General features: G+C 68.3%; 15 protein-coding genes and 1 other RNA gene. 12 read left to right on the forward strand and 4 right to left on the reverse strand.

The features are described 5' to 3' along the window. Positions 1-207: 207 nt before the first annotated feature. The 6 genes from J2X68_RS32925 (at position 208) to prfB (ending at position 16,036) form a co-directional block, all read left to right on the forward strand. On the forward strand, positions 208-1,944 hold the full coding sequence (locus J2X68_RS32925; protein ID WP_310436261.1) for a serine/threonine-protein kinase: 1,737 nt from the start codon (positions 208-210) through the stop codon (positions 1,942-1,944). A 240-nt stretch (positions 1,945-2,184) separates the two neighbouring features. Beyond that, positions 2,185-3,441 (forward strand): serine/threonine-protein kinase, encoded by a 1,257-nt coding sequence (locus J2X68_RS32930; protein WP_310436262.1) that lies wholly within the window; start codon positions 2,185-2,187, stop codon positions 3,439-3,441. 544 nt (positions 3,442-3,985) lie between these two features. Next, a complete protein-coding gene (locus tag J2X68_RS32935) occupies positions 3,986-7,576 on the forward strand; it encodes a LamG domain-containing protein (protein WP_310436263.1) in 3,591 nt (1,196 codons plus the stop codon). Between the two features lie 119 nt (positions 7,577-7,695). Then, positions 7,696-14,109 (forward strand): RHS repeat-associated core domain-containing protein, encoded by a 6,414-nt coding sequence (locus tag J2X68_RS32940; protein ID WP_310436264.1) that lies wholly within the window; start codon positions 7,696-7,698, stop codon positions 14,107-14,109. Between the two features lie 153 nt (positions 14,110-14,262). Next, entirely contained in the window at positions 14,263-14,766 is a 504-nt protein-coding gene (locus tag J2X68_RS32945) for a hypothetical protein (protein ID WP_310436265.1), read from the forward strand. A 163-nt stretch (positions 14,767-14,929) separates the two neighbouring features. Continuing rightward, a complete protein-coding gene (gene prfB / locus J2X68_RS32950) occupies positions 14,930-16,036 on the forward strand; it encodes a peptide chain release factor 2 (protein WP_310436266.1) in 1,107 nt (368 codons plus the stop codon). 267 nt (positions 16,037-16,303) lie between these two features. On the opposite strand, the gene J2X68_RS32955 is transcribed toward prfB, so the two are convergent. Beyond that, entirely contained in the window at positions 16,304-16,948 is a 645-nt protein-coding gene (locus tag J2X68_RS32955; RefSeq protein ID WP_310436267.1) for a hypothetical protein, read from the reverse strand. Between the two features lie 291 nt (positions 16,949-17,239). Next, positions 17,240-17,434, reverse strand: a complete 195-nt coding sequence (locus tag J2X68_RS32960; RefSeq protein ID WP_310436268.1) for a hypothetical protein — start codon at positions 17,432-17,434, stop codon at positions 17,240-17,242. 236 nt (positions 17,435-17,670) lie between these two features. Here J2X68_RS32960 and ftsE point away from each other — a divergent pair, with 236 nt between their 5' ends. From ftsE to J2X68_RS32990, 6 genes are all read left to right on the forward strand, one after another. After that, a complete protein-coding gene (ftsE, locus tag J2X68_RS32965; protein ID WP_020132390.1) occupies positions 17,671-18,360 on the forward strand; it encodes a cell division ATP-binding protein FtsE in 690 nt (229 codons plus the stop codon). Between the two features lie 60 nt (positions 18,361-18,420). Then, positions 18,421-19,338 (forward strand): permease-like cell division protein FtsX, encoded by a 918-nt coding sequence (gene ftsX, locus J2X68_RS32970; protein ID WP_020132391.1) that lies wholly within the window; start codon positions 18,421-18,423, stop codon positions 19,336-19,338. A 68-nt stretch (positions 19,339-19,406) separates the two neighbouring features. Then, a complete protein-coding gene (locus tag J2X68_RS32975) occupies positions 19,407-20,585 on the forward strand; it encodes a S41 family peptidase (RefSeq protein WP_310436269.1) in 1,179 nt (392 codons plus the stop codon). 72 nt (positions 20,586-20,657) lie between these two features. Continuing rightward, on the forward strand, positions 20,658-21,194 hold the full coding sequence (gene smpB, locus J2X68_RS32980) for an SsrA-binding protein SmpB (protein WP_310436270.1): 537 nt from the start codon (positions 20,658-20,660) through the stop codon (positions 21,192-21,194). Between the two features lie 138 nt (positions 21,195-21,332). After that, positions 21,333-21,719, forward strand: a transfer-messenger RNA (tmRNA) gene (gene ssrA / locus J2X68_RS32985). Between the two features lie 144 nt (positions 21,720-21,863). Then, a complete protein-coding gene (locus J2X68_RS32990; protein ID WP_310436271.1) occupies positions 21,864-22,226 on the forward strand; it encodes a hypothetical protein in 363 nt (120 codons plus the stop codon). Here the strand turns inward: J2X68_RS32990 and J2X68_RS32995 are convergent. Together J2X68_RS32995 and yicI are read right to left on the reverse strand one after the other, a co-directional pair. After that, positions 22,213-23,229 (reverse strand): LacI family DNA-binding transcriptional regulator, encoded by a 1,017-nt coding sequence (locus tag J2X68_RS32995; RefSeq protein ID WP_310436272.1) that lies wholly within the window; start codon positions 23,227-23,229, stop codon positions 22,213-22,215. The two genes, J2X68_RS32990 and J2X68_RS32995, sit on opposite strands and share 14 nt — an antisense overlap. Further along, entirely contained in the window at positions 23,229-25,499 is a 2,271-nt protein-coding gene (gene yicI, locus J2X68_RS33000) for an alpha-xylosidase (protein WP_310436273.1), read from the reverse strand. Before yicI ends, J2X68_RS32995 begins: the two co-directional genes overlap by 1 nt. Positions 25,500-25,517 lie beyond the last annotated feature (18 nt).

Genomic DNA, 25,517 nt, shown 5'->3' on the forward strand with positions numbered 1-25,517 from the left:
GATTGGTCGGCTCTGCCCGCAAAAGTGCCTGACAAGTGCGTCACCGGCGATCAGTTGAGATCGGTCACGTCCGGTCGCGGCAACCAGGAGGACCGGGTGAAGCGTCTTTCTTTCGGATAAGGACGACAGCCCCGGGTCCGCACTGCGGCACTACAGTGGGTCGGAACACGGACAGCACAGGCAAGCAAGCAGCAGGGAGCGCGTGACGTGCGGCCAGTCGGCAGCAAGTACCTGCTCGAGGAGCCGCTCGGACGCGGCGCCACGGGCACCGTCTGGCGAGCGCGCCAGCGCGAGACCGCGGGCGCCGAGGCGGCCGTGGCCGGCCAGCCCGGGGAGACCGTCGCGATCAAGGTCCTCAAGGAGGAGCTCGCGAACGACCCCGACGTCGTGATGCGCTTCCTGCGCGAGCGGTCGGTGCTGCTGCGGCTGACCCACCCGAACATCGTCCGGGTCCGCGACCTGGTCGTCGAGGGCGATCTGCTGGCGCTGGTCATGGACCTCGTCGACGGCCCCGACCTGCACCGCTACCTGCGTGAGAACGGCCCCTTCACCCCGGTCGCCGCCGCGCTGCTCACCGCCCAGGTCGCCGACGCGCTCGCCGCCAGCCACGCCGACGGCGTCGTGCACCGCGACCTGAAGCCGGCCAACGTCCTGCTGATGCAGAACGGCGGGCAGATGCACCCGCTGCTCACCGACTTCGGCATCGCGCGCCTCGCCGACTCCCCGGGCCTGACCCGCACCAGCGAGTTCGTCGGCACGCCCGCCTACGTCGCGCCGGAGTCCGCCGAGGGCCGCCCGCAGACCTCGGCCGTGGACATCTACGGCGCCGGCATCCTGCTGTACGAGCTGGTCACCGGGCGTCCGCCGTTCTCCGGCGGCTCCGCCCTCGAAGTCCTCCACCAGCACCTGAACGCCGAGCCGCGCCGCCCGTCCACGGTCCCCGACCCGCTCTGGACGGTCATCGAGCGCTGCCTGCGCAAGAACCCCGACGACCGGCCGAGCGCCGAGAACCTCGCGCGCGGGCTGCGCATCGTCGCCGAGGGCATCGGGGTGCACGCCAACTCGATGCAGATCGCCGCCGCCGACGGCGTCGGCCACCTGCTCGCGCCCGACCCGGCGCCCGCGACCGTGCCGGGCGGCGCGGCCTACGACCCGAACGCCGCGACCAGCGTCCTGCCGCACACCGGCGGACCCGCGGGCGCCGCCGACCCCACGGCGGTGCTGCCGCACACCGGCGGTCCTTCGGGCGCCGCCGATCCGACGGCCGTCCTGCCGCCGGTGCCGCCGCACCAGCAGGGCCAGCAGGGCCAGCAGGGCCAGCAGGGCCAGGAGCCGCATCCCTGGCAGTCCCAGATGCGGGCCGCCCGCGACCGCAACGAGCCGACGCAGGTCCAGCAGTACCTCGACCCCGGCGAGGACCCGCTGCGCCGCCGCCCCCAGCGGCAGGTCTCCCGCCAGCAGCAGCAGCCGCAGCAGCCGCAGCAGCCGTATCCGCAGCAGAACCAGCAGCGGCCTCAGCAGCAGCGGCCCCAGCAGCGCCAGCAGCAGCCCCCCGGCTACGGCTACCCGGGGCAGCAGCAACAGCAGTACGCGCCGCCGCAGCAGCCGCAACAGCAGCCCCAGCGGTACGCGCCGCAGCCCCAGCAGCAGCCGAGGCGGCGGCCCGAGCCGGAACCCCGCCCGCCGCGGGAGCCGAGGCAGCGCAGCGCCAACCCGATGAAGATCCCCGGGCTGGGCTGCCTGAAGGGCTGCCTGTTCACGATCGTCATCCTGTTCGTGGCCGGATGGCTGATCTGGGAGCTGAGCCCGCTCCAGGGCTGGATCGGCACCGGCAAGAACTACTGGCAGCTGATCAGCGGCTGGTTCAACGACGTCACCGGCTGGATCGGCGACCTGGCCGACTCGAGCGGCAGCGGCTCGGGCGGCACCGGTACCGGCAACTGAGGCACGGCGACCGAGGCACCGGCACCGGCGACCCGGGCACCCGTGACGAGGGGCATCTGCGCCCCGGGCACCCGTGACGGGAGTACCTGCGACCCGGGCGCCGGAGGCCGGCGCGGGCTCCGGCCCTGACCGCGAGTTTGTGTACTTGTCGACATCTGGCGGGTGATTTCCGTCTCCGCGGTGAAGGTTGGCTCCTCGGACGCGTACTTTGATGGGCAACACGCGTCTGTAGGAGCAGCCTTGGCACGGAAGATCGGCAGCCGGTACACCGCCCACCAGATCCTGGGACGGGGCAGCGCCGGCACGGTGTGGCTGGGCGAGGGACCGGACGGACCCGTCGCCGTCAAGCTGCTGCGCGAGGACCTCGCCTCCGACGAGGAGCTCGTGGGCCGCTTCGTGCAGGAGCGCACGGCACTGCTCGGCCTGGAGCACCCGCACGTGGTGTCCGTACGGGACCTGGTGGTGGACGGCAACGACCTGGCCCTGGTCATGGACCTCGTCCGCGGCACCGACCTGCGCACCCGCCTCGAACGCGACCGGCGGCTCGCGCCGGAGGCCGCCGTGGCGATCGTCGCGGACATCGCCGAGGGGCTCGCCGCCGCGCACGCGGCCGGGATCGTGCACCGCGACGTGAAGCCCGAGAACATCCTGCTCGACATGCAGGGCCCGCTCGGCCCCGGCGGCTCGCACCGCGCGCTGCTGACCGACTTCGGCGTCGCGAAACTGATCGACACCCCCAAACGGACCCGCGCCACGAAGATCATCGGCACGCCGGACTACCTGGCCCCGGAGATCGTCGAGGGCCTGCCGCCCCGCGCCTCCGTGGACATCTACGCCCTGGCGACCGTGCTGTACGAGCTCCTCGCGGGCTTCACCCCGTTCGGCGGCGGCCACCCCGGCGCGGTGCTGCGCCGGCACGTCACCGAGTCCGTCGCCCCGCTGCCCGGCATCACGGACGAGCTGTGGCAGCTCCTCGTGCAGTGTCTGGCGAAGGCCCCGGCGTCCCGGCTGCGGGCGTCCGAGCTGGCCGCGCGGCTGCGGGAGCAGCTGCCCGCGCTGGCCGGGATGCCGCCGCTGGACGTCGACGAGCCGGACCCGGAGCAGGAGGAGGGCGAGGGTGAACCGGCCGAGGCCGCGCCCTCCGCGTCCTCGCCCGCGGCTCCCTCCGGACGGGTGCGGCGCGGTTCGGTGCCGCTGGTGCCCGGCGCGAAGCCCGACTCCAACCGGGACACCCACACGTCGATGCGGGTGCCCGCGCCGGACGAGCTGGCGGGCGGCGCCCACGGCACGGCACGGGTCCCGCGGGCGGCCGGCGCCCCCCGCCCCGGCTCGGCACGGAACCGTTCCGCCACCCGGCGGCGGCGGATCACGCTGAGCGTGGCGGCGGTGACGCTGGCGGCCGCGGCGGGCATCGGCACCTGGGCGGCCACCTCGGGCGACGACGCGGGGGCGACCCCGCAGGACACGACGAGTACGTCCCCACCTGCAACGCCGTAGAAGCACCGCCCGGAATGCCTCCGCTCGCCGTGTCTGAGCGGCGGCTTGCCGGATGCCCTTCCGGTGAGCGGGCCGGGAGTCGGTCCGGCTGGGGAAGGTGGCAGTTTCGGGCCACATCGCCTTGCGGGGAGCCGGTCCCGGCATCCCGCCAGGCGGTGTTCGACGAGCACCGGACCGTGTCCGTAGCCGACATCGACACCCGGAGTCGCCAGTTCGGAAATCGGTGTGCCCACCGTCAGAGAGGGCCTGAACGGGAGGCTCGCCCTGTTCTGGTGTTCGATTTTGAGACGTCTCCCCGTGTCATGCCTGCCGGATTTACCAGTGGCGCAGGAGATTCTCGGTACGACAAAGGGCGCTGCGCATGGTGATGCCGCCTTGACGGGAGGTGATGGAGAGCCTTTGGATGTGGAGAACTTGAGGATCATGTGACTGTGGGGGGCGCATCTCAGTGCAGGGCAAACGGGGCAGCAGGCGGTCAGCGAGATGTCATGTGCATGTCCGATGGCGGAGATCTGGGGCCGCGACGGCTGCCTTCGCCGCCCTATTGGCGATTCTGGTCACGCCCGTTCCACAGGCGTCTGCTTCTCCCTCGGAGGCCACCCCGCTGTCCGAGGGGCAGCAGGCGTCGGCGGAGGCCAAGGAGTCGGGTCGGCCGGTGGAGGTGACGGGGGAGCGTTCGGAGCGGACAACGGTCTATGCGAATCCCGATGGCCTCACCTTCACGTTGCAGGAGTCGGTGGTTCCGGTTCGTGTGGCGAAGCCGGATGGTGGCTGGCAGGCGCCGGATGCGACGCTGGGGAAGCGTTCCGACGGTCTGGTGGGTCCCAAGGCCGCAGCGCTGGACATTGCCTTCTCGGGCGGGGGCGCGAAGGCGCCGCTGGCCCGGATGGAGGACGAGGGGAAGTCGCTCGAACTGCGGTGGCCGGGAACGCTTCCGGCGCCGCAGCTGGACGGGACCAGTGCTCTGTACGCGGAAGTACTGCCGGGCGTGGACCTGAAGGTGAACACGACTCCGGAGAGTTTCCAGCCGGTGTTCGTGGTCAAAACGGCCGAAGCAGCGGCGAACGAGGGGCTGAAAAAGCTCACGTTCGGGCTCAATGCCGTGGGCTTGGACGTGCGCGAAGGGGCGTCCGGCAACCTCGCGGCCGTGGACGACAGTGGCCGTACGGTGTTCAAGGCGCCGCCGGCCCAGATGTGGGACTCGGCGGGTTCGCCTTCCGGCACGCAGACGCAGTTGATGACGGTTGAACCGCCAGGCAGCGGTGAGGTGGGGTCGGCCGACCCCTCGGAAACGGCGCCTTCGGGTTCCGGATCGGAGCCTGGACAGGGCGACCACGTGGCCCGCATGGATGTCGCGGTCACCAAGGACTCGCTGTCGGTGGTTCCGGACGCGGAGATGCTCACCGAATCCAAGGCGTCGGCGTTCCCGCTGTTCATCGACCCGACCATCACGTGGGGCGAGTCGGAGCGCACGCTGCTGCGCAGCGACGGTTATGAGTCGTACGGCTGGGGCAACGGCGACGACGATCTTGGGAAGGGCGTAGGTAAGTGCGGTACCTGGAACGGCTACTACTGCGGTCCTGGGTACGTACAGCGACTCTACTTCGAGTTCTCGCCAGCCAGTCTGAAGGGTAAGAACATCCTGGACGCCACATTTCGGGTGACGGAGCCGTGGGCGTTCCAGTGTGATCCGCGTTGGGTGGATCTGGTTCGTACGAACAACATCTCTTCCTCCACCACGTGGTCGACGCGTCCGGCGGAACTGGACCTGATGGTGGACCGCAATGTCTCGGCCGGTCGTGGCTCGTTGTGCGATCCGGATTTGCCGGACGCGCCGATCGAGTTCAACGACAGCGCGGAGGAGACGAACGAGAACCTGACGCCGACGGTGAAGAACTTCGCGGCGGGCAAGTTCTCCATGCTGACGCTCGAGGTCCGGGCACATGACGAAACCGATGCCTCGGCGTGGAAACGGTTCAGGAACGACGCCGTGATCGCGGTGAAGTACGTGGGCCTGCCGGCCACGCCCACTGAGGTCGGCGCGGTCACGGGCTCTTCCTACGTGTGCTCGACCAGTTCGGCCTCTCCGAACGTGGTGTCCGACCCGACGCCGCTGGTACAGGGCAAGCCACGAACCGCTGTGGGCGGTTCGGTCGGGGCGAATCTCCGGATCCGCTGGCGGACGGAGAAGTACGACGGCACAGCATGGACGCTCGCCCACACTGACATCGACGGCCCGACATCTGGCTATGTGGGGAACCTGGTCAAGCAGTCGAGGAGCCTGCCGACGCTGCAGGAGGGTGTCCTGTACCGACTGAGAGCGCTGACCCTTTCCTACTACGAGGACGGCACCAACCGTCTTAACTCCGCTTACAGCACGCCCTGTTACTTCAAGGTCGATCCGACTGCGCCCAAGGCGCCGACGGTGACCTTCGGTTCCCCGTACACCGAGTGCACGACCAACGCCTGTGCGGGGCAGGGCGGACCGGGCGTGAAAGGCACGTTCACGTTCGCGCCTGCGTCGGGTGAGACGAACATCGCCGCCTACCAGTACAGATTGTCCAGTGCGGACGCCTGGTCGGCCGACCAGGCGGGCTTGACGGCATCGGTCGCTGTCACGCCGGAAGAGGCGGGCCTGACCACGTTGTACGTGCGAGCCAAGGACAACGTCGGCACCGGCCGCTTCGGCGCGGAGATGGCGGTCGATTTCCTGGTGAGCGCCGGCGACGGGCCGGTCGGGCGGTGGAATTTCGGCGAGGCGAGCGGTGCTGCGCTGGACTCGGCGACAGCCGACGGTGCGGACAACGCCACGCTGGTCGGTGGGGCGGCGCGGGATGACAGGGGACGCCGTGGGCTGATCACCCGTGACTCTCAGGGGATTCCCCTGGAGACGCCGATCACTGATACGGGATTGTCCCTGAACGGGTCCACTGCCTACGCACAGACGAGTGCCCCGGTTCTTGAGACCCGCTCGGCCTACACCCTGTCCGCTTGGGTGCGGCTGGAACGCGACGACCGCAGCGCCGCAGTGCTCTCGACGAAGGACAGCGTCAGTAGCCCGTTCCTCCTAGAGTACGACGTCAGTAAGAAGACCTGGTGCTTTGCTATCCGTCAGCCGGGCGCAACCGACTTGTACACGGGTCAGTTCGCGGCCTATCCGGCGCAGGTCGGCGTATGGACGCACCTGGCCGCTACCTACGATCCGGCGACGGGCAAGCTCCAGCTCTACGTGGACGGCCGCAGGCAGTACCAGGGTCAGAGCGTGGAGGGCTCTTACCCGTCGACCGGGCCACTGGACTTCGGTCGGCATCAGTTCAGCACAGGCCCCGGTTACTACTTCCAAGGTTCGGTCGATGAAGTCGCCGTCTGGCAGCGTGCCTTGACGGCACAGGAGATTGCCGAAGAGTCCCAGCTGATGGTGTCCGGCGGGGAATTCGCCGGCGTCGAGTTGGTGGCGGACTGGAACGCGGAACGTGGCAGTGGCACGACTGTTCCCGACAGTACTTCCGGGTACGGCAAGAGTCTGGCACTGACAGGCGGTGCGTCGCTGAAGGACGGCGCCATCGTGTTCGACGGGGTCGACGGCGCGGCGACCACAGCAGGCCCCTTGGTGTACGAGCACGCATCGTTCACGGTGACGACCTTGGTGCAATTGGATGCCGCGAAGATCCTTGCCAAGGATGTCGGCTACATCGGACAGGTGTTGGGGCAGCGCACCGCGGACGGGTCCGCGTGGGGATTCTTCTACCAGCTGACCGGCAAACAGACTGTATGGGACGAGGGGGCGATGGAAGAGCGGACCGTCCCGGTCGGTAGGTGGCAATTCGGGCGACTCAATGATGACGGCAGCTTCTCGGCCGTTGCCTCCGACGATGTCGCCGAATTGGACAGCCCAGTGCGGTTGACCGGCATCTACGACCCGTTGGACGGGACGATCAGCCTCTACCTCGGGCACAACCAGAACGGCAGTGCTCAAGCCTTCACGGTCAAGCTCGGCAGCGGCGATTTCACGATCGGCAGGGGCTTCGTCGCCGGTGCCTGGAAGCACTACCTCCCCGGCCGGGTCTGGGAGGCGCGGGTCTGGGCCGGCGCCATGGCGAGTAGCGAGCAACTGGACGAGAGCGTCGGCGACTGACGGGCAGTGGGGGAGGGCGGCTCTCGACTGCCCTCCCCCGGAATCGACGGGCGTCGCGTGACGGCCTGAGAACGACTTGACGTACATCTCTCACGGGACTGGGCGGGGGACGAAGAGCGATGGCATTTGGCGTGGGCACCTCAAGATGGCCTCGGAGTGGTCGGTATCGTGCCGGCCGGCTTCTGTTGCAGTCGCTGGCTTTGGCACTTGTCGTGCCTGTGGCTGTGGCGCAGGCGGCCGAAGTCGCGGGATCGGAGGGACTCGGCCGCCCTGATGTGCCGAAGCCCCGTGTCAGCGACGTGAAGGTAGTCAAGGGGCCAGGTGCGAAGAACGCGCGGGAACAGGTTGCCCGGGAGCAGAAGACCAACGCTGACCAGGCCGAACAGGCACAGGCGGAACGACAGGCGAAGTGGCCCGGGGAAGGCGAGGCGACAATTGTCCTGACGGCCGGGAAGACGGTCGTGGCGAAGGCGAACGGTCTGCCCGTGTCCCTCCTACCGCAAGCCGGAGGCCATGCCGCCTCCGGTACTGCACGTGTCACTGTGCTGGATCAAAAGGCCGCCCGAGAAGCCGGAATCACCGGCGTGCTGCTGACCGCCGAGGCAGCCACGGCGGGCAGCGCTGAAGTGACCGTTGACTACGGCGGTTTCGCCTCGGCCATCGGCGGTGACTGGTCCCAGCGGCTGAAGCTCGTACAGTTGCCAGCCTGCGTCCTGACGGCACCGCAGAAGCCGGAGTGCCGTAAACAGCTACCGCTTTCGTCGCAGAACGACTCCGCGCATCAGTCGGTCTCGGCCAAGGTTCACCTGGCTGAATCTGTCGTTGGCCGGTCCACGCAGCTCTTGCGGGATGCCGACAGCACATCGACTGCCACTGTGCTGGCCGTCACCGCGACCGCTACGGGCTCCGGTCAGTCGCCCAAGGGCGCTGGAGACTACTCCGCCACCCCACTCTCGGAGTCGTCCTCCTGGCAGTCGGGGAACAGTGCGGGTTCCTTCACGTGGTCGTACGACTTCACGATGCCGCCGGCTGCAGCGGGTCCGGTGCCGCCGCTGTCGCTGTCGTACGACTCGGGCAGCGTGGACGGCCGTACCGCGGCGACCAACAACCAGGGCTCGGCGGTCGGTGAGGGTTTCACGCTCACCGAGTCCTACATCGAGCGCTCGTACGGTGTCTGTGACGACGACGGGCACGCGGACGCCTTCGACCTCTGCTGGAAGTACGACAATGCCCGTCTGGTGTTGAACGGCAAGTCCACTCGTCTGGTCAAGGACGGCGAGGGTGGCCAGTGGCGTCTGGAGAACGACGACGCCTCCAAGGTCACCCGCTCCACGGGCGGGGACAACGCCGATGACGACGGCGAGTACTGGACCGTGACGACGGGCGACGGCAAGAAGTACGTGTTCGGTCTGAACAAACTGGCAGGAGCGGATACACAGCGCACCAACTCCGTTTGGACGGTGCCGGTGTTCGGTGATGACTCGGGCGAGCCGGGCTACTCGGCCGGTGACACCTTCGCGGACCGGTCAATCTCGCAGGCGTGGCGGTGGAACCTCGACCTGGTCGAGGACACTCGCGGTAACGCGTCCACGTACTGGTACACAAAGGAGTCGAACTTCTACAAGAAGAACAAGGCGACCACGGCGAACGCGGCCTACACGCGTGGCGGCTACCTGACGCGCGTCGAGTACGGTCTGCGGGCCGGGGCACTGTTCACCGACAAGGCGGACGCGAAAGTCACCTTCTCCCACGCTGAGCGCTGCACCGCCGCCGACTGCTCCAGCCTGACGAAGGACACCGCGGACAACTGGCCGGACGTTCCGTTCGACGCGATCTGCTCGAGCGGAGACGCCGAGTGCAAGGCAACCGGCCCGTCCTTCTTCTCCCGCAAACGCCTGACCGGGATCGACACCTATTCCTACAACGCCACCACGGCCGTCTACGACCCGGTGGACTCCTGGGACATGGTCCAGCAGTACCTGGACGGTGGGGACATCGGCGACAGCTCCGACCAGATGCTGACCTTGAAGTCTGTCAAGCGGACCGGCAAGGCCGGCGACACGGCGATCGGGCTCGACCCGACCTCGTTCACCTACCAGATGCGCCCCAACCGGGTCGATGCCACGGACGACATTCTGCCCCTGACCCGGGCGCGCATCTCGACGATCACCTCGGAGACGGGGGCGATCACCACAGTGACGCTGTCGGGCGAGGAGTGTGTACGTAGCGAGGTGGCAGGCGCGGCCCCCGACACCAACACGCGTTCGTGTTATCCGCAGTTCTGGCGCATCAACGGTGGTGCAAACGCCTCGATCGACTGGTTCCACAAGTACCGCGTGCTGGCGGTGACCGTTTCCGACCCGGCGGCGGCCAACGAGACGGTTGAACACGCCTACTCCTACAGCGGTGCGGCCTGGCACTACAGCGACAACCCGTTCGCCCCGGCCGACGAGCGCACATGGTCGGACTGGCGCGGCTACCGCCAGGTCACCGCGTGGACCGGTTCGACGGACGTCACCCGCTCCAGGACTGTCTCCCTCTACATGCAGGGCATGCACGGCGACAAGAACAAGGACGGCACCACCAAGACGGCCTCCGTCGCCCCCCTCAGCGCTCCGGCCCTCGGAGCCGCCACGCTCACCGACAGCGATCAGTACGCCGGACAGCTCCGCGAACAGGTCACCTACGACGGAACCACGACGATTTCGGCAACCATGAAGGACCCCTGGTCACAGGAGACCGCCCGACAGACAGCGCCCGATGCCGGTGATCACGTAGCCCGCTACGTCCGAACCCAGAAGACGCACGCCTACACGTACCTGTCGGCATCCCAGACGTGGCGTGAGCGGCAAACCGCCACCACCTTCGACAGTTACGGCTTGCCAGTCACTGTCGAGGACTCAGGCCAGGTCGGCAAGAACGACGACGAGACCTGCACCCGCACCTGGTATGCCCGCAACACCGAGGCCGGCCTGATCAACCTGGTCTCACGTACCCGTACGGTTGCCGACACGTGTGCGACGGCGGACACCGCCTTGACGATGCCGGTGACCAAGGGCACCCGGGGTGACGTCCTGACGGACACGGCGGTCGTCTACGACACGGCGAACGCCACCACCTGGTCGGCCGTGCAGAAGCCGGCCAAGGGCCAGCAGACCTGGACCGGCCGCGCCACCGGCTACGCCGCGACGTCGGATCTCAACGGCGACAGGCTCCCCTCGGGCTGGCAGACGACGGCGACCACTACGTACGACGGCCTGGGACGTCCCCTTAGTGTGACGAACGCGGATGGGAAGAGCACCACGACGGCGTACACGCCGACCGACGCCGGCCCGCTGACCAGGACCATCGTCACCGACGCAGCGCCGGCGCAGTTCAAGACGATCAACTTCGTCGACGCACGGCGCGGTCTGACCTTGCGCACCTACGACCGCAACAACAGCAAGACCGAGAGCGCCTATGACGCTCTGGGGCGGGTGACCGCTGTCTGGCTGCCCAACCGAATCCGAGGCTCAGACGCGGCCAACATGACCTTCGCCTACCACCTGGACAACCTCAAGCCGTCCTGGGTATCGACCTCGACCCTCAAGAAGGACGGCAAGACCTACAACACCAGCTACACGCTGTACGACTCGCTCCTGCGCCCGCTTCAGACGCAGTCGCCGACGCCACTGGGTGGCCGTCTGCTGACGGACACCCGCTATGACACCCGGGGCCTGGCCTACGAGACGTACGCCGACATCTTCGACACCACCAGCACCCCCAACGGCACCTACACGCGTGCCGAGTACGGTGAGGCCCCGAAGCAGACGGCCACGGTGTTCGACGGAGCGGGCCGACCGACTACCAACACGCTCTACGTGCTCGGTGTCGAGAAGTGGTCCACCAGCACCAGCTACACGGGTGACTCCGTGGCGACGACCGCCCTCCAAGGCGGGTCAGCCCAGCGCACGATCACGGATGTACGCGGGCAGACGACGGAGATGCGTTCCTACGAGAGCACGAGCCCGGCAGACACCGCCTTCGGGACCAGTCCTGGTGCTTCGTACGCCTCCACGAAGTTCACCTACACCCTGGACGGCAAGCAGAAGACGATCACCGGGCCGGACGGCGCCACATGGTCGTACGGCTACGACCTCTCCGGCCGCCAGACCAGCGCCAAGGACCCCGACAAGGGAGCAACGAGCACCGAGTACGACGTCCTGGACCGGGTCACCAAGACCACGGACGCGCGCGGCAAGTCCATCATCGTGGGTTACGACGAGCTGAGCCGGGTCACCGGCACCTGGGCGGGCACGAGGACGGACGCCAACCAGCTCACGGGATACACGTACGACACGGTGCTGAAGGGCTTGCCCACCTCCGCCACCCGCTACGTGGGCGGCAAGACAGGCGACGCCTACACACAGACCGTCACCGCCTACGACAGTTTGGGCCGGGCCACGGAGACCCAGCTCGAGCTACCGGCCTTCGACCCGTTCGTGAAGGCGGGCGAGGCGGCCGTGCTGAAGTCCGAGGCGTACTACAACCTCGACGGCACCTTGCAGAACAGCAGTGAGCCCGCGATGGGCGGCCTGGAGTCGGAGACGATCGGCTTCACCTACAACGACCTGGGCGACCTGGCCACCATCGGCGGTGTGCTCGACGTCTCCTACTCCGCTCTCTCCCAACCGCAACAGCTGACGCTGGGCGCAGGCGGCAGCGACAACAAGAGTGTCTATGTCACCAACCGTTACGAGGAGGGCACCGGCCGCTTGGCCCGCAGCCATGTCACGGACCAGACCCACGGCTACATGCTTCAGGACCTCAACTACAGCTACGACCAAACCGGCAACGTCACGTCGATCAATGACCCCACAGCGCTCGGCGGCTCCGGTTCGGCGGACACCCAGTGCTTCGCCTACGACGGGCACCAACGCCTGACCGAGGCCTGGACCCCCGCCTCCCAGAACTGCGCCGACACCCGCAGCGCCACCAGCCTGTCGGGTCCGGCACCGTACTGGACGAGCTATGACTACAACGACGCCGGCCAGCGGACCAGCGAGACGGTGCACCAGAGCACCCACGACACCAAGACGAAGTACTGCTACACCAAGCCCGCGCAGCCTCACACCCTGACCGGCACCACAACCGGCACGGACTGCGCCGCTCCGGAGCGTGCCTACGCCTACGACGCCACCGGGAATACCACCAGCCGCCCTGGAGGCACGGCCATACAGAGCCTGGCCTGGTCCGACGAGGGCAGACTGGCCAGACTGACGGAGAACAACGCATCGACCGACTACCTATACGACGCCTCCGGCACCCTGCTGATCCGCACCGCCGAGAACGGTGAACGTGTCCTGTACACCGGCGCCACCGAACTCCACCTGCGAGCCGACGGCACGACCTGGGCCCAGCGCTACTACTCGGCCGACGGCATCACGGCCGCCGTCCGGTCCAACCAATCCGGTACGGACAAAGTCACCTATCTCACAGGGGACCACCACGGCACCTCAAGCCTGGCGCTCAACCCGGACACGAACCAGACCTTCACCAAGCGTTACACGACGCCCTTCGGTCAAGACCGAGGTAAGACCGCCTCCGGTTCCTGGCCGGACGACAAGGGCTTCCTGGGGAAGACCAGCGATATCGACACGGGCTTGACTCGCATCGGAGCCCGCGAGTACGACCCGGCCATCGGCCAGTTCCTCAGTGTCGACCCAGTACTTCAGCTCGAAGCGCCGCAGACGCTGAACGGGTACAGCTACGGATCCCAGAACCCGGTCACCTTCTGGGATCCGACGGGAACCGAGATCGGCTCACGGCCCAACTCCTGCCAGTACTCGCTGGAGTATTGCGACAAGGCGACCCAGGACGCCGTCGGCTATGACAAAAAAACGGGCAAGACTGACTACACCAAGGGAACGTCAGTAGGTGACGGATCCATCCTGGAATCCGGTAACGGCACGTCCGTCACGGAGAAGGAACGCCTCAAGCTGGACCCGAAGGTGGTCGAGTGGCTGACAAAGGACCTCGGCTATCGAGGCAGTGTCTATCTTGGAAATGGAGAGGCGAAAGCCTGGATCGAGGGACTGGCAGACGACAAGAAAACCAAGGAACTCCAGGAGGCTGCTACAAGCTTCTTTGGCTGCTATATAAGTCGGGCAAAGGGGAGTACCGGCTGCATGAAGGATGTGCAGAAGACCTATAAGAAGCAATTCGGGAAAGAGAGTGGCTGGGATAAGACTCTCGGCATCTTCAAGAAGCTCGCAGGTCCGGTGGCCGGCATTATCGCAGGTATAGGATGCGCGTTCGTCACTGGCCTTACCGCCGCTGCCTTTTGTGCCGTGGGAGCTGCAATGCTCACCGGGGTGATCGACAATGCCTTGTCCGATGATTCAGACAAGAGCGTTGCGGGCTATGCCGAGGCAGCTGCTATACAGGGCGTGTTGACGGTGGGCTCCTTTGGCGCGGCTAGGTGGGTCGGTCCGATTGGCGCTCGAGCGCAGTCGAACCGGGAACTTTGGGACCTTGTCCGCGGGGGGTGGTGATCGATCCATGGCGCTCCGCGCCTTGCCTCTGTAGCAGGCTGCGGAGCCCAAGCGGGACGAGTCGGGCGTGCTCGGTCTGTGACATTTTGGTGGAATAATGCAGCCCGTTGACACAGGCACGGTGACCCAAAGATGGCAAAAGGAGGGCTGGTCATGCGGGACTGGCAGAAGGTATTGCTGGCGCTCGACCGCCGCTTCGGATCTGGCCAACCTCCCTCCCGTCTTGAGGTGAAAGTGGCTCGTCACCCCGTGCGGGCCGGCGTGATCTTCGGTGCTGTGTTAGCGGCGTCGATCGCTTGGACTTTGTCTGGTAGTGATGACCCTGTGGTGCTGCTGCAGGCATCCCTGATCGGTGCAGGTATGGGCGTGTTGTGCTGGGCGGCTCTCCGAGCTGCGCGGTGGCAACACGCCTACGACGAGAGAACCGGAAGGTTCGACACGGCGCGACAGCAAGACCGACGGGCTGAATTGAAGGCTGTTTCGCCGACAAGGCGCGCTTTGCTCCTCGCCGGAAAATGGCTGGTGATATCGAGTGCGATTTGGATGATCAGCCCCCTGATTGATATGCCTCGAAGTATTCCCTGGGCCGCACTCTCTGGAATCCTGTTTGTCGGTGCGGTGATCACGGCCGGATGGATCAAACGCACAAGGTCTTGAGGGTCGATACGGTCCGCCAGTCTTGCCGCTGGGCCGCCCTCGCGCCGGGCAGATCTCTCGTGCGGCTGGAGGGCCGGAGGAGTGCCGGGCCACACAGCGCGGGACGCTTGCGATCGGTGCCTCGCCGGAGTCCGCCGCTTGGCGGAGCCGTTACGCTGGAGGCGTGGCAGTCGTCGATGTATCCGAAGAGCTCAAGTCCCTCTCCTCGACCATGGAGTCGATCGAGGCCGTTCTGGACCTCGACAAGCTGAGGGCAGACATCGCCGTGCTCGAGGAGCAGGCGGCCGCGCCGTCCCTGTGGGACAACCCGGACGAGGCGCAGAAGATCACCAGCAAGCTGTCCCACCTCCAGGCCGAGGTCAGGAAGGCGGACGCGCTGCGCAGCCGGATCGATGATCTCGCCGTGCTGTTCGAGATGGCCCAGGAGGAGGACGACCCGGACACCCTCGCGGAGGCCGAGTCCGAGCTCGTCTCGGTCAGGAAAGCGCTGGACGAGATGGAGGTCCGTACGCTGCTCAGCGGCGAGTACGACTCCCGCGAGGCGCTCGTGAACATCCGCGCCGAGGCCGGTGGCGTCGACGCCGCCGACTTCGCGGAGAAGCTCCAGCGGATGTACCTGCGCTGGGCGGAGCAGAAGGGCTACAAGACCGAGATCTACGAGACGTCGTACGCCGAAGAGGCCGGCATCAAGTCGACCACCTTCGCCGTGCAGGTCCCGTACGCCTACGGCACCCTCTCCGTGGAGCAGGGCACGCACCGGCTGGTGCGGATCTCCCCCTTCGACAACCAGGGGCGCCGTCAGACCTCGTTCGCGGGCGTCGAGATCCTTCCCGTGGTCGAGCAGACCGACCACATCGAGATCGACGAGTCCGAGCTGCGGGTGGACGTGTACCGGTCCTCCGGCCCCGGCGGCCAGGGCGTGAACACCACCGACTCCGCGGTGCGCCTCACCCACCTCCCCACCGGCATCGTCGTCTCGTGTCAGAACGAGCGCTCGCAGATCCAGAACAAGGCGAGCGCGATGAACGTGCTCCAGGCCAAGCTGCTCGAGCGGCGCCGCCAGGAGGAGCAGGCCGCGATGGACGCGCTCAAGGGCGACGGCGGCAACTCCTGGGGCAACCAGATGCGTTCGTACGTCCTGCACCCGTACCAGATGGTCAAGGACCTGCGCACCGAGTTCGAGGTCGGCAACCCCGAGGCCGTGTTCAACGGTGAGATCGACGGGTTCCTGGAAGCCGGAATTCGCTGGCGCAAGCAGCAAGAGAAGTAACTATGTCGACAAGGCAACCGCCCCTGATTCAGGGGCGGTTGCCTTTTACATCACATTCACAGCACCAACGACACGCAAAGCGCCCCGACTTGGACATTGCGCACGCAACGACCTTGACGATGCTTTGAAAAGTGGGGAAGGTGCAGTGTGGCATGCGTATCTCCGGGGCGCATGTGAACCGGGGGGCTTCAGCTACATCTCAGCTACCTCCGTCGATCACGGCCCCGGACGCGGCCTCATCGACGATTCAGCTACTGGGGGTAGCAGCTATATGACCAAGAAGACGCGGATCCGGTTCGCGCGCATAGCCGCCGGCGCCGTGATCGCCGCGGGCGCCTCGCTGACGGTCGCCGGCGTCGCCTCGGCCGATGATGACGCTCTGGTGGACACGAGCACGATCGTCCCCATGGACGGCGACGACGACTGCACCATCATCATCACCCCGGAGTGCGAGACCGGCGGCACGTCCACCGGTAGTTCGGAGGGTACGTCCACGGGTACTTCGGAGGGTACGTCGGAGGGCACCTCGACGGGTACGTCCGAGGGCACGTCCACCGGAACCTCGGAGGGTACGTCCACCGGAACCTCGGAGGGTACGTCCACGGGTACCTCGACCGGTACGTCCGCCGGCACGTCGACGGGTACTTCGGCGGGTACGTCCACCGGCACTTCGACGGGTACGTCGACGGGTACCTCTGCCGGTACCTCGACGGGCACGTCCACCGGTACTTCGACGGGGACCTCGACCGGTACCTCGAACGGCAACACGTCCTCGGGTAACACGTCCTCCGGGAGCTCCAGCGAGGGTAATACCTCGTCGGGCTCGTCCTCCGAGGGCAGCACCTCGTCGGGCTCGTCCTCGCAGGGCAGCACCTCCGCGGGTACCGGCACCGACACCGACGGCACCTCCACCCAGGAGGAGGGCAGCTCCGCGCTGACCGACACCTCGGACGCCGCCGCCGACACCAGCGCGCAGGGTGGTGGCAAGGAGCTCGCCGAGACCGGTGCCGGTCAGACCACGTTCCTGATCATCGGCGCCGCCACGATGATCGCCGGCGGCATCGGCTTCCGGGTGCTGCCGCGCCTCGCGGCCGGCCGTGACGGCGCCGCTGCCTGACGCCAGGTAGTCGCGCCGTACGTGACGTACACGCGAAGGGGCCCGGAGCAGCCAGCTCCGGGCCCCTTCGTCTGCGCGTTCGGGGGTTACGCGGTCTGGTGGGCGAGCAGCGCCAGCGCCGCCACCAGTACCGCGAGCAGCGCGATCAGCGCCATCGGGTTCAGCCCCGCGAAGAAGTTCTCCTGTTGCTGCATCCGCTCGCGGTTCGCGCGGCACACCGGGCACCGGCCCTCGCTCACGGGCGCGGCGCAGTTAGCGCACACCAGCCGGTCGTACGTCATGCGCTCGCCCTCCTTGCACCGGTTCCACGTACACAACGCCTCGGGGAACGGGAACGTTCCCCCTCCACTGTGCCAGGTTCCTCCGGGGGCCGCGCGGCCCACCCGGAGAGCGGGGGGTGTACAAAGTCCCGTACAAAAACGCACAAGCCCCACTCAACCCCTCCCGACGCCTGCGCCGCCCTCCCCGGTTCGCGTATGGTCACGCTCATCTACCCCCGGCGACCCGTGGTGCATCCGTGATCCGATTCGACAACGTGTCCAAGGTCTACCCCAAGCAGACCCGCCCCGCACTCAGGGATGTCTCCCTCGAGGTGGAGAAGGGCGAGTTCGTGTTCCTCGTGGGATCCTCCGGCTCCGGCAAGTCCACCTTCCTGCGGCTGGTCCTCCGGGAGGAGCGCACCAGTCACGGTCAGGTGCACGTCCTGGGCAAGGATCTCGCGCGCCTCTCCAACTGGAAGGTGCCGCAGATGCGCCGCCAGCTGGGGACGGTCTTCCAGGACTTCCGGCTGCTGCCGAACAAGACGGTGGCGGAGAACGTCGCCTTCGCGCAGGAGGTCATCGGCAAGTCGAAGGGCGAGATCCGCAAGTCCGTGCCGCAGGTGCTCGACCTCGTCGGGCTCGGCGGCAAGGAGGACCGGATGCCCGGTGAGCTGTCCGGCGGTGAGCAGCAGCGCGTCGCCATCGCGCGGGCCTTCGTGAACCGGCCCAAGCTGCTGATCGCGGACGAGCCCACCGGCAACCTCGACCCGCAGACCTCCGTCGGCATCATGAAGCTGCTCGACCGGATCAACCGGACGGGCACGACCGTGCTGATGGCCACGCACGACCAGAACATCGTGGACCAGATGCGCAAGCGCGTCATCGAGCTGGAGCAGGGCCGCCTCGTCCGCGACCAGGCGCGCGGCGTCTACGGCTACCAGCACTGACCGCCCCCGCCATCGCCCCCGCCCTCGCGGACGTCCCCGGAAAGGCCTGAACAACTCGCCATGCGCGCCCAGTTCGTACTGTCGGAGATCGGTGTCGGTCTCCGCCGCAACCTGACGATGACCTTCGCCGTCGTCGTCTCCGTCGCCCTGTCCCTGGCGCTCTTCGGCGGGTCGCTCCTGATGAGCGACCAGGTCAGCACGATGAAGGGCTACTGGTACGACAAGGTCAACGTCTCGGTGTTCCTCTGCAACAAGAGCGACGCCGAGTCCGACCCGAACTGCGCCAAGGGCGCGGTCACCGCGGACCAGAAGAAGCAGATCAAGTCCGACCTCGACAAGATGGGGGTCGTCGAGAAGGTGACGTACGAGTCGCAGGACGACGCGTACAAGCACTACAAGGAGCAGTTCGGCGACTCCCCGCTGGCCAGCTCCCTCACGCCGGACCAGATGCAGGAGTCGTACCGCATCAAGCTGAAGGACCCGGAGAAGTACCAGGTCATCGCGACCGCTTTCGACGGGCGCGACGGCGTGCAGTCCGTGCAGGACCAGAAGGGCATCCTGGACAACCTTTTCGGGCTGCTCAACGGCATGAACTGGGCGGCGCGGGCGGTCATGGCGCTGATGCTCGTGGTGGCGCTGATGCTGATCGTCAACACCGTGCGCGTCTCGGCCTTCAGCCGGCGGCGTGAGACGGGGATCATGCGGCTCGTCGGCGCCTCCGGGTTCTACATCCAGGCGCCGTTCATCGCCGAGGCCGCGGTGGCCGGGCTGATCGGCGGCACGGTCGCCTGCGGGTTCCTGGTGATCGCCCGGTACTTCATCATCGACAACGGCCTGGCCCTCTCCGAGAAGCTGAATCTGATCAACTTCATCGGCTGGGACGCCGTGCTGACGAAGCTTCCGCTCATCCTCGCCACGAGCCTGCTGATGCCCGCGCTGGCCGCGTTCTTCGCGCTGCGCAAGTACCTGAAGGTGTGACGCATGCCCCGAAGGGCCGTACGGTCAACCGACCGTACGGCCCTTCGCGTTCCCCTAGACTCACCGCCATGTCAGGCCGTGACCTGTTCTGTCAGCCCCGCCGCTTCGGCCGCGGGGCCGCCCTGACATTGGTGTTCGCGAGCGTGCTCGTCGCCGGCGCCGCCACCGGATCCCTGCCGGGCGACCCCGCGCAGGGCGGGCGGGGCGCCTCGGGCGCCGCCCCCTCCCCGGCCGCCGCCGGCCGCTCCGAGGACGTGACGCGGGCCGCCGAGGAGGCCGCCGCGGACGGCAAGTCCCCGATGGAGGCCGCCGAGCGCGCCGTCAGCCGCAGCGGCGACCGCTGGGCGGCCGTCTACTCCGAGGGTGAGTACGAGGAGTTCGAGGCGTCCCTCGACGGCCGGTACACCGGCGTCGGCCTGGAGGCGCGGGGCGACCGGGACGGCCGGATCGAGGTGACCAAGGTGCGGTCGGGATCGCCCGCGGCCGCCGCCGGGCTCCGCGCGGGCGACCGGCTGCGCAGCGTGGACGGACGGTCCGTCGAAGGGCTCCCGGTCACCGACGTCGTCTCCTTACTGCGTGGTGACGCCACGGACGCGACGGCCGGCAGCACCGTCCGTCTCGGCCTGGAGCGCGGCACGCGCGCGTGGACCGAGACCCTGCGCCGGGCGCTCCTGTCCACGGACTCCGTCACCGTCCACCGGCTGTCCGGCGACACCACCGTCATCACCGTCGCCGCCTTCACCAAGGGCGTCGGGGACAGCGTGCGCAGCGCCGTGCGCCGGGCCCCGGCCGGGGCCGGGATCGTCCTCGATCTGCGCGGCAACTCCGGCGGCCTGGTCACCGAGGCCGTCTCCACCGCGTCGGCCTTCCTCGACGGCGGCCTCGTCGCCACCTACGACGTCGACGGCGACCAGCGCGCCCTGCACGCCGAGGGCGGCGGCGACACCACCAGCCCCCTGGTCGCGCTCGTCGACGGCGGCACGATGAGCGCCGCCGAACTGCTCACCGGAGCCCTCCAGGACCGGGGCCGCGCGATCGTCGTGGGGTCCCGCACCTTCGGCAAGGGCTCGGTCCAGATGCCTAGCCGGCTGCCCGACGGCTCCGTCGCCGAGCTCACCGTCGGGCACTACCGCACCCCCTCCGGGCACGGGGTGGACGGCCGGGGCATCACCCCCGACCTGGAGGCGGAGGACGGGGCGCTCCAGCGGGCCGAGACCGTGCTGAGCGGTCTCGGGGACGCGCCCTGAGCGACGGCTCCGTAATCGGCTTTCCCTCAGCGGGCCTCCGGGTGCGAAACTGGCTTCACTATGAGCAAGGGAATGTACGTACCGAAGGAGTCCCAGCCGAAGCAGGGCGGGGCGGCCGCGTCCGGCAAGGTCAAGGACGGCAAGCGCAAGATCGTCGCGCAGAACAAGAAGGCCCGGCACGACTACGCGATCATCGACGTCTACGAGGCCGGACTCGTCCTGACCGGCACCGAGGTGAAGTCGCTGCGCGAGGGGCGCGCCTCGCTGACCGACGCCTTCGTCCAGATCGAGGGGAACGAGGCGTGGCTGCACGCCGCGCACATCCCCGAGTACTTCCAGGGCAGCTGGACCAACCACTCCGCGCGCCGCAAGCGCAAGCTGCTCCTGCACCGCGAGGAGATCGACAAGCTGGCGGTGAAGTCCGAGGAGACGGGCCACACGATCGTGGCGCTCGCCGTCTACTTCAAGGACGGCCGGGCGAAGGCCGAGATCGCGCTCGCGCGCGGCAAGAAGGAGTACGACAAGCGGCAGACCCTGCGCGAGCAGCAGGACCGCCGGGAGACCGAGCGGGTGATCGCCGCGGCGAAGCGCAGGCAGCGGCACGCGTAGCCGCCGCACACCGCGCGCGGCCGTCGTGCGCGGGGTCGCCGGGAATACAGTGGCATCGCCGGGCGTTGGTCACGTACGATGGCACCAGTGCCGCACAGCAGGCACGAGCCCTCCTCGGAGGGATTGAAAAATCAACATGGGGATGATCGGTTTCGACAGCGACTGTTGAAGCAGGGGAAGCGTGTCGAGGAAGCGGCAATGATCTCGTAAACCATATGTCGCAAAAAATAATCGCCAATACCAAGAGCGATTCCCAGTCCTACGCCCTCGCTGCCTGATAAGCAGTGATGTAGGACCCTAAAGGGTGTCAGCCCGGGAGTGTTCCCGGCCCGGATCCTGGCATAATCTAGGGAACTAAACCATCTGGCCCGGTCACGGGGTCGGATGGGAAATCAAACAGTGACTGGGCCCGTCGGCGACTTGTTCGCGTGATCACCGGGGCCGAGAAAAGCGCAGCGAACTGCACACGGAGAAGCCCTGATTCTGCACCGTTGGACGCGGGTTCGATTCCCGCCATCTCCACTCATCCCATGTGAACAAGAACCCCGTCGCTTCCGAGCGGCGGGGTTCTTGCCGTAACAAGAGCCGTGTCCGGAGCACCGGCCGTGTCCGGAGCACCCGCCGTGACGCGAGCAGATGCCGTGACGAGGGCAAGAGAGGGAGGGCCCGGTGGACGATCCGCCGCACATCACACTCCTGGGCGAGTACCACGCGCTTCCGCTCCGCAGGGGTCCCCACGACGACTTCGCCCCGGACGACCCCGCCGCCGCCCTCGGTCTGTCCGCCGACCTGGTCGCCGACCTGTCCGCCTGGGCGAGCGGCATCGACGCGGCCATGAACACCTGGCTGGCCGACCGTGACGACCGCCTCTGGGACGCCGCGTTCGTGCGCCTGCACGAGGAGGGCGAGACGCTGGCCCAGCGACTCGCCCGGGAACTCGCCCCCGGCCGCACCGTCAGCTACGAGGGCGTCCAGGGCGTGTCCTGCGCGCTGCTGGGGACCCGCCTCGGCAACCCGGTCAGCGTGGACTGACCGTCCGCGGCGCGGTGCTCGCCCGCCGGGTCAGCACGGGCGGCAGCAGTGTCGCCCCCGGCACGGTCTCACCGTCGAGCTTGCGCATCAGCAGCTCCACGGCCCGCTCGCCCACCTCCGCCGACGGCAGCGCGACCGAGGTGACCGGGACCCGGAGCCCCGTCGCGAGCTCGTCCGGGCAGATCGCCGTGACCGAAAGATCGCCGGGAACCCGCAGGCCCCACTGCTCGAACGCGTCGACCAGGGGCTCCAGGACCGCCTCGTTGTGGACCACCACCCCCGTCAGAGCCGGCTGCTCGCGCAGGAGCTGTTCGGCGACCCGCCGGGCCGCGGCCGGAGTCGCCTCGCAGGGGTGGACCGCGGAGGCGAGTCCCGCCCGGTCGGCCGCCGAGGTGAACCCCTGGACCACGCGCTGCGCGAAGGCCGTCCCGCGCACGTACACCTCGGGCGGCGACCCGACCAGCCCGACCACCCGGTGCCCGAGCTGCGCCAGATGTTCCACGCACCGCTCACCCGCCGCCCGGAAGTCGAGGTCGATGCAGGTCAGCCCGTCGGCGTCGAGCGGGAAACCGATCATGACGGACGGCCGGTCCAGGGAGCGCAGCAACGGCAGCCGGGGGTCGTGGAGTTGGACGTCCATCAGGATCAGCGCGTCGACCAGGGCGGTGTCCGCGACCCTGCGCAGCCCCTCCTCGCCCTCCTCCTGGGTCAGCAGCAGCACGTCGTGGTCGTGCCGCCGGGCCGCCGTCACCACCGACACCGCGAACTGCATGACGACCGGGACATGGATGCCGGCCCGCAGCGGCACGACGAGCGCCAGCACGTTCGAGCGGCTGCTGGCCAGCGCCCGGGCGCCGGCGTGCGGGCGGTAGCCCAGCGCGCGGGCGGCCTCCTCGACCCGCCGCCGGGTCTCCTCGGAGATCGGACGTTTGCCGCTCAGCGCGTACGACACGGTGCTGGGGGAGACCCCGGCGTGCCGTGCCACATCGGTGATCTTCACCATCAGCCGCGCTCCCCGTCGTCCGGCGTCTCCAGGGTCAGGAACCCGGTGCCGGCCGCCGCCCGGGCGACCCGGTCCCCGGCCGCCAGCGCCCAGGGCGCGCGGGGGTCGCTCGCGGACGCGCGCAGGGTGCCCCCCTCCCGTACGACGGTGAAGGTCGCGTCCCCCACCCGTACCGTCACCTGGGCGCCGCGCTCCAGACCGTAGGCGCGCAGGGTGACGCCGTCGGCGTGCCGGTAGTCCGGCCGGTCGGCCCGGTCGCCCATCGGGAGCACCGCGCCCGGCCGCACCAGCAGCGGCAGGCCGAGGAACCCGTGGCGTTCGCGCACCCAGCGCGGCCCGGTCACCGTCCGGCCCGTGAGGCAGTGGGTCCAGACGCCCTCGGGGACGTAGTACGTCACGTCCCCCGCGTCGCTGAACACCGGCGCCACCAGCAGGTCCGGGCCGAGCATGTACTGCCGTTCCAGGTGGGCGCACCCGGGATCCTCGGGGAACTCCAGCACCATCGCCCGCATCATCGGCGTCCCCTCCTCGTGGGCGACGCGGGCGGCCTCGTACAGATAGGGCATGAGGCGCAGCTTCAGCCGGGTGAAGTGCCGCAGCACGTCCACCGACTCCTCGTCGAACAGCCAGGGCACCCGGTACGAGGAGCTGCCGTGCAGTCTGCTGTGCGAGGACAGCAGGCCGAAGGCCAGCCAGCGCTTGAACAGCGCCGGTGTCGGCGTGCCCTCGAAGCCGCCGATGTCGTGGCTCCAGAAGCCGAACCCGGACAGCCCCAGGGACAGCCCGCCGCGCAGCGACTCCGCCATCGACTCGTACGTCGCCTCGCAGTCGCCGCCCCAGTGCACCGGGAACTGCTGGCTGCCGGTCGTCGCCGACCGTGCGAAGACGACCGCCTCGCCCTCGCCCCGGTGCTTGCGCAGCACGTCGAAGACCGTGCGGTTGTAGAGGTACGTGTAGTAGTTGTGCATCCGCTCCGGGTCGGAGCCGTCGGACCAGGCCACGTCGACCGGGACGCGCTCGCCGAAGTCGGTCTTGAAGCAGTCGACGCCCTGCGCGAGCAGTGCCTCCAGCTTGGCCGCGTACCAGTCGCGGGCGGCGGGACGGGTGAAGTCGACGAGGGCCATGCCGGGCTGCCACAGGTCCCACTGCCAGACGCTCCCGTCCGGCCGCCGCAGCAGATGACCGAGTTCCCTGGCCTCCGCGAAGAGCGGCGACCGCTGGGCGATGTACGGGTTGATCCACACGCTGATGTGGAGGCCCTTGGCCTTCAGCCGGGTCAGCATGCCCTCCGGATCGGGGAACACCCGGGGGTCCCAGCGGAAGTCGCACCAGTGGAACTCCCGCATCCAGAAGCAGTCGAAGTGGAAGACGGAGAGCGGGAGTTCGCGCTCGCGCATGCCCTCGATGAACGAGGTCACCGTCTCCTCGTCGTAGGAGGTGGTGAACGACGTCGACAGCCACAGGCCGAACGACCAGGCGGGCGGGAGGGCGGGGCGGCCGGTCAGGGCGGTGTACGTGCGGAGGATGTCCTTCGGGGTGGGGCCGTAAATGACGTAGTACGTCAACTCCTGTGTCTCGGCGCTGAACTGGACCCTCGACACCGCTTCCGAACCGACCTCGAAGGACACCTTGCCCGGGTGGTCGACGAAGACGCCGTAGCCCGCGTCCGTGAGGTAGAACGGCACGTTCTTGTAGGCCTGTTCGGTCGCCGTGCCGCCGTCGGCGTTCCAGATGTCGACGACCTGGCCGTTCCGCACGAGCGGCCCGAAGCGCTCGCCGAGGCCGTAGACGGACGTGCCCACGCCGAGGCCGAGCTGTTCGCGCAGGTAGTGGCCGCCGGTCGCCGCGTCCCGCATGATGCCCATGCCCTTGGGGCCGCTGGAGGTGAGGGTGCGGCCATGGGCGAGGAACTCCACGTGCCAGGGGCCGGAGCGGGCGACCTTCACGGAGAGCGCGCCGGAGGTCAGGGTCGCGTACGCGTCGTCGTAGGAGAGCCGGGGGGCGGGCTGCGCCCCGGTGAGCTCGAAGGCGGGCTCGCGGGGCCGCTCGCCGGTGAAGTGGGTGAGGGTGAGGCCGACGACGTCGCGCATCGGGCTGTGGGCGGTGATCGTCATGACCGGTCCCGTCATCAGGTCGCCGCGGCTGCGGATGGGCCGGGTCGGCGCGTGGATCTCCAGCGCGCCGTGCGACGCGGTGACGTCGAGGACCTCGGCCGGGTGGGCGGCCGTGACGCCCTCGCGCAGCAGCCAGTAACCGTCGGTGAACTTCATGGGTGGGGGTCCTTACTG

The organism is Streptomyces sp. 3330, assembly GCF_031456635.1.
Classification (GTDB): domain Bacteria; phylum Actinomycetota; class Actinomycetes; order Streptomycetales; family Streptomycetaceae; genus Streptomyces.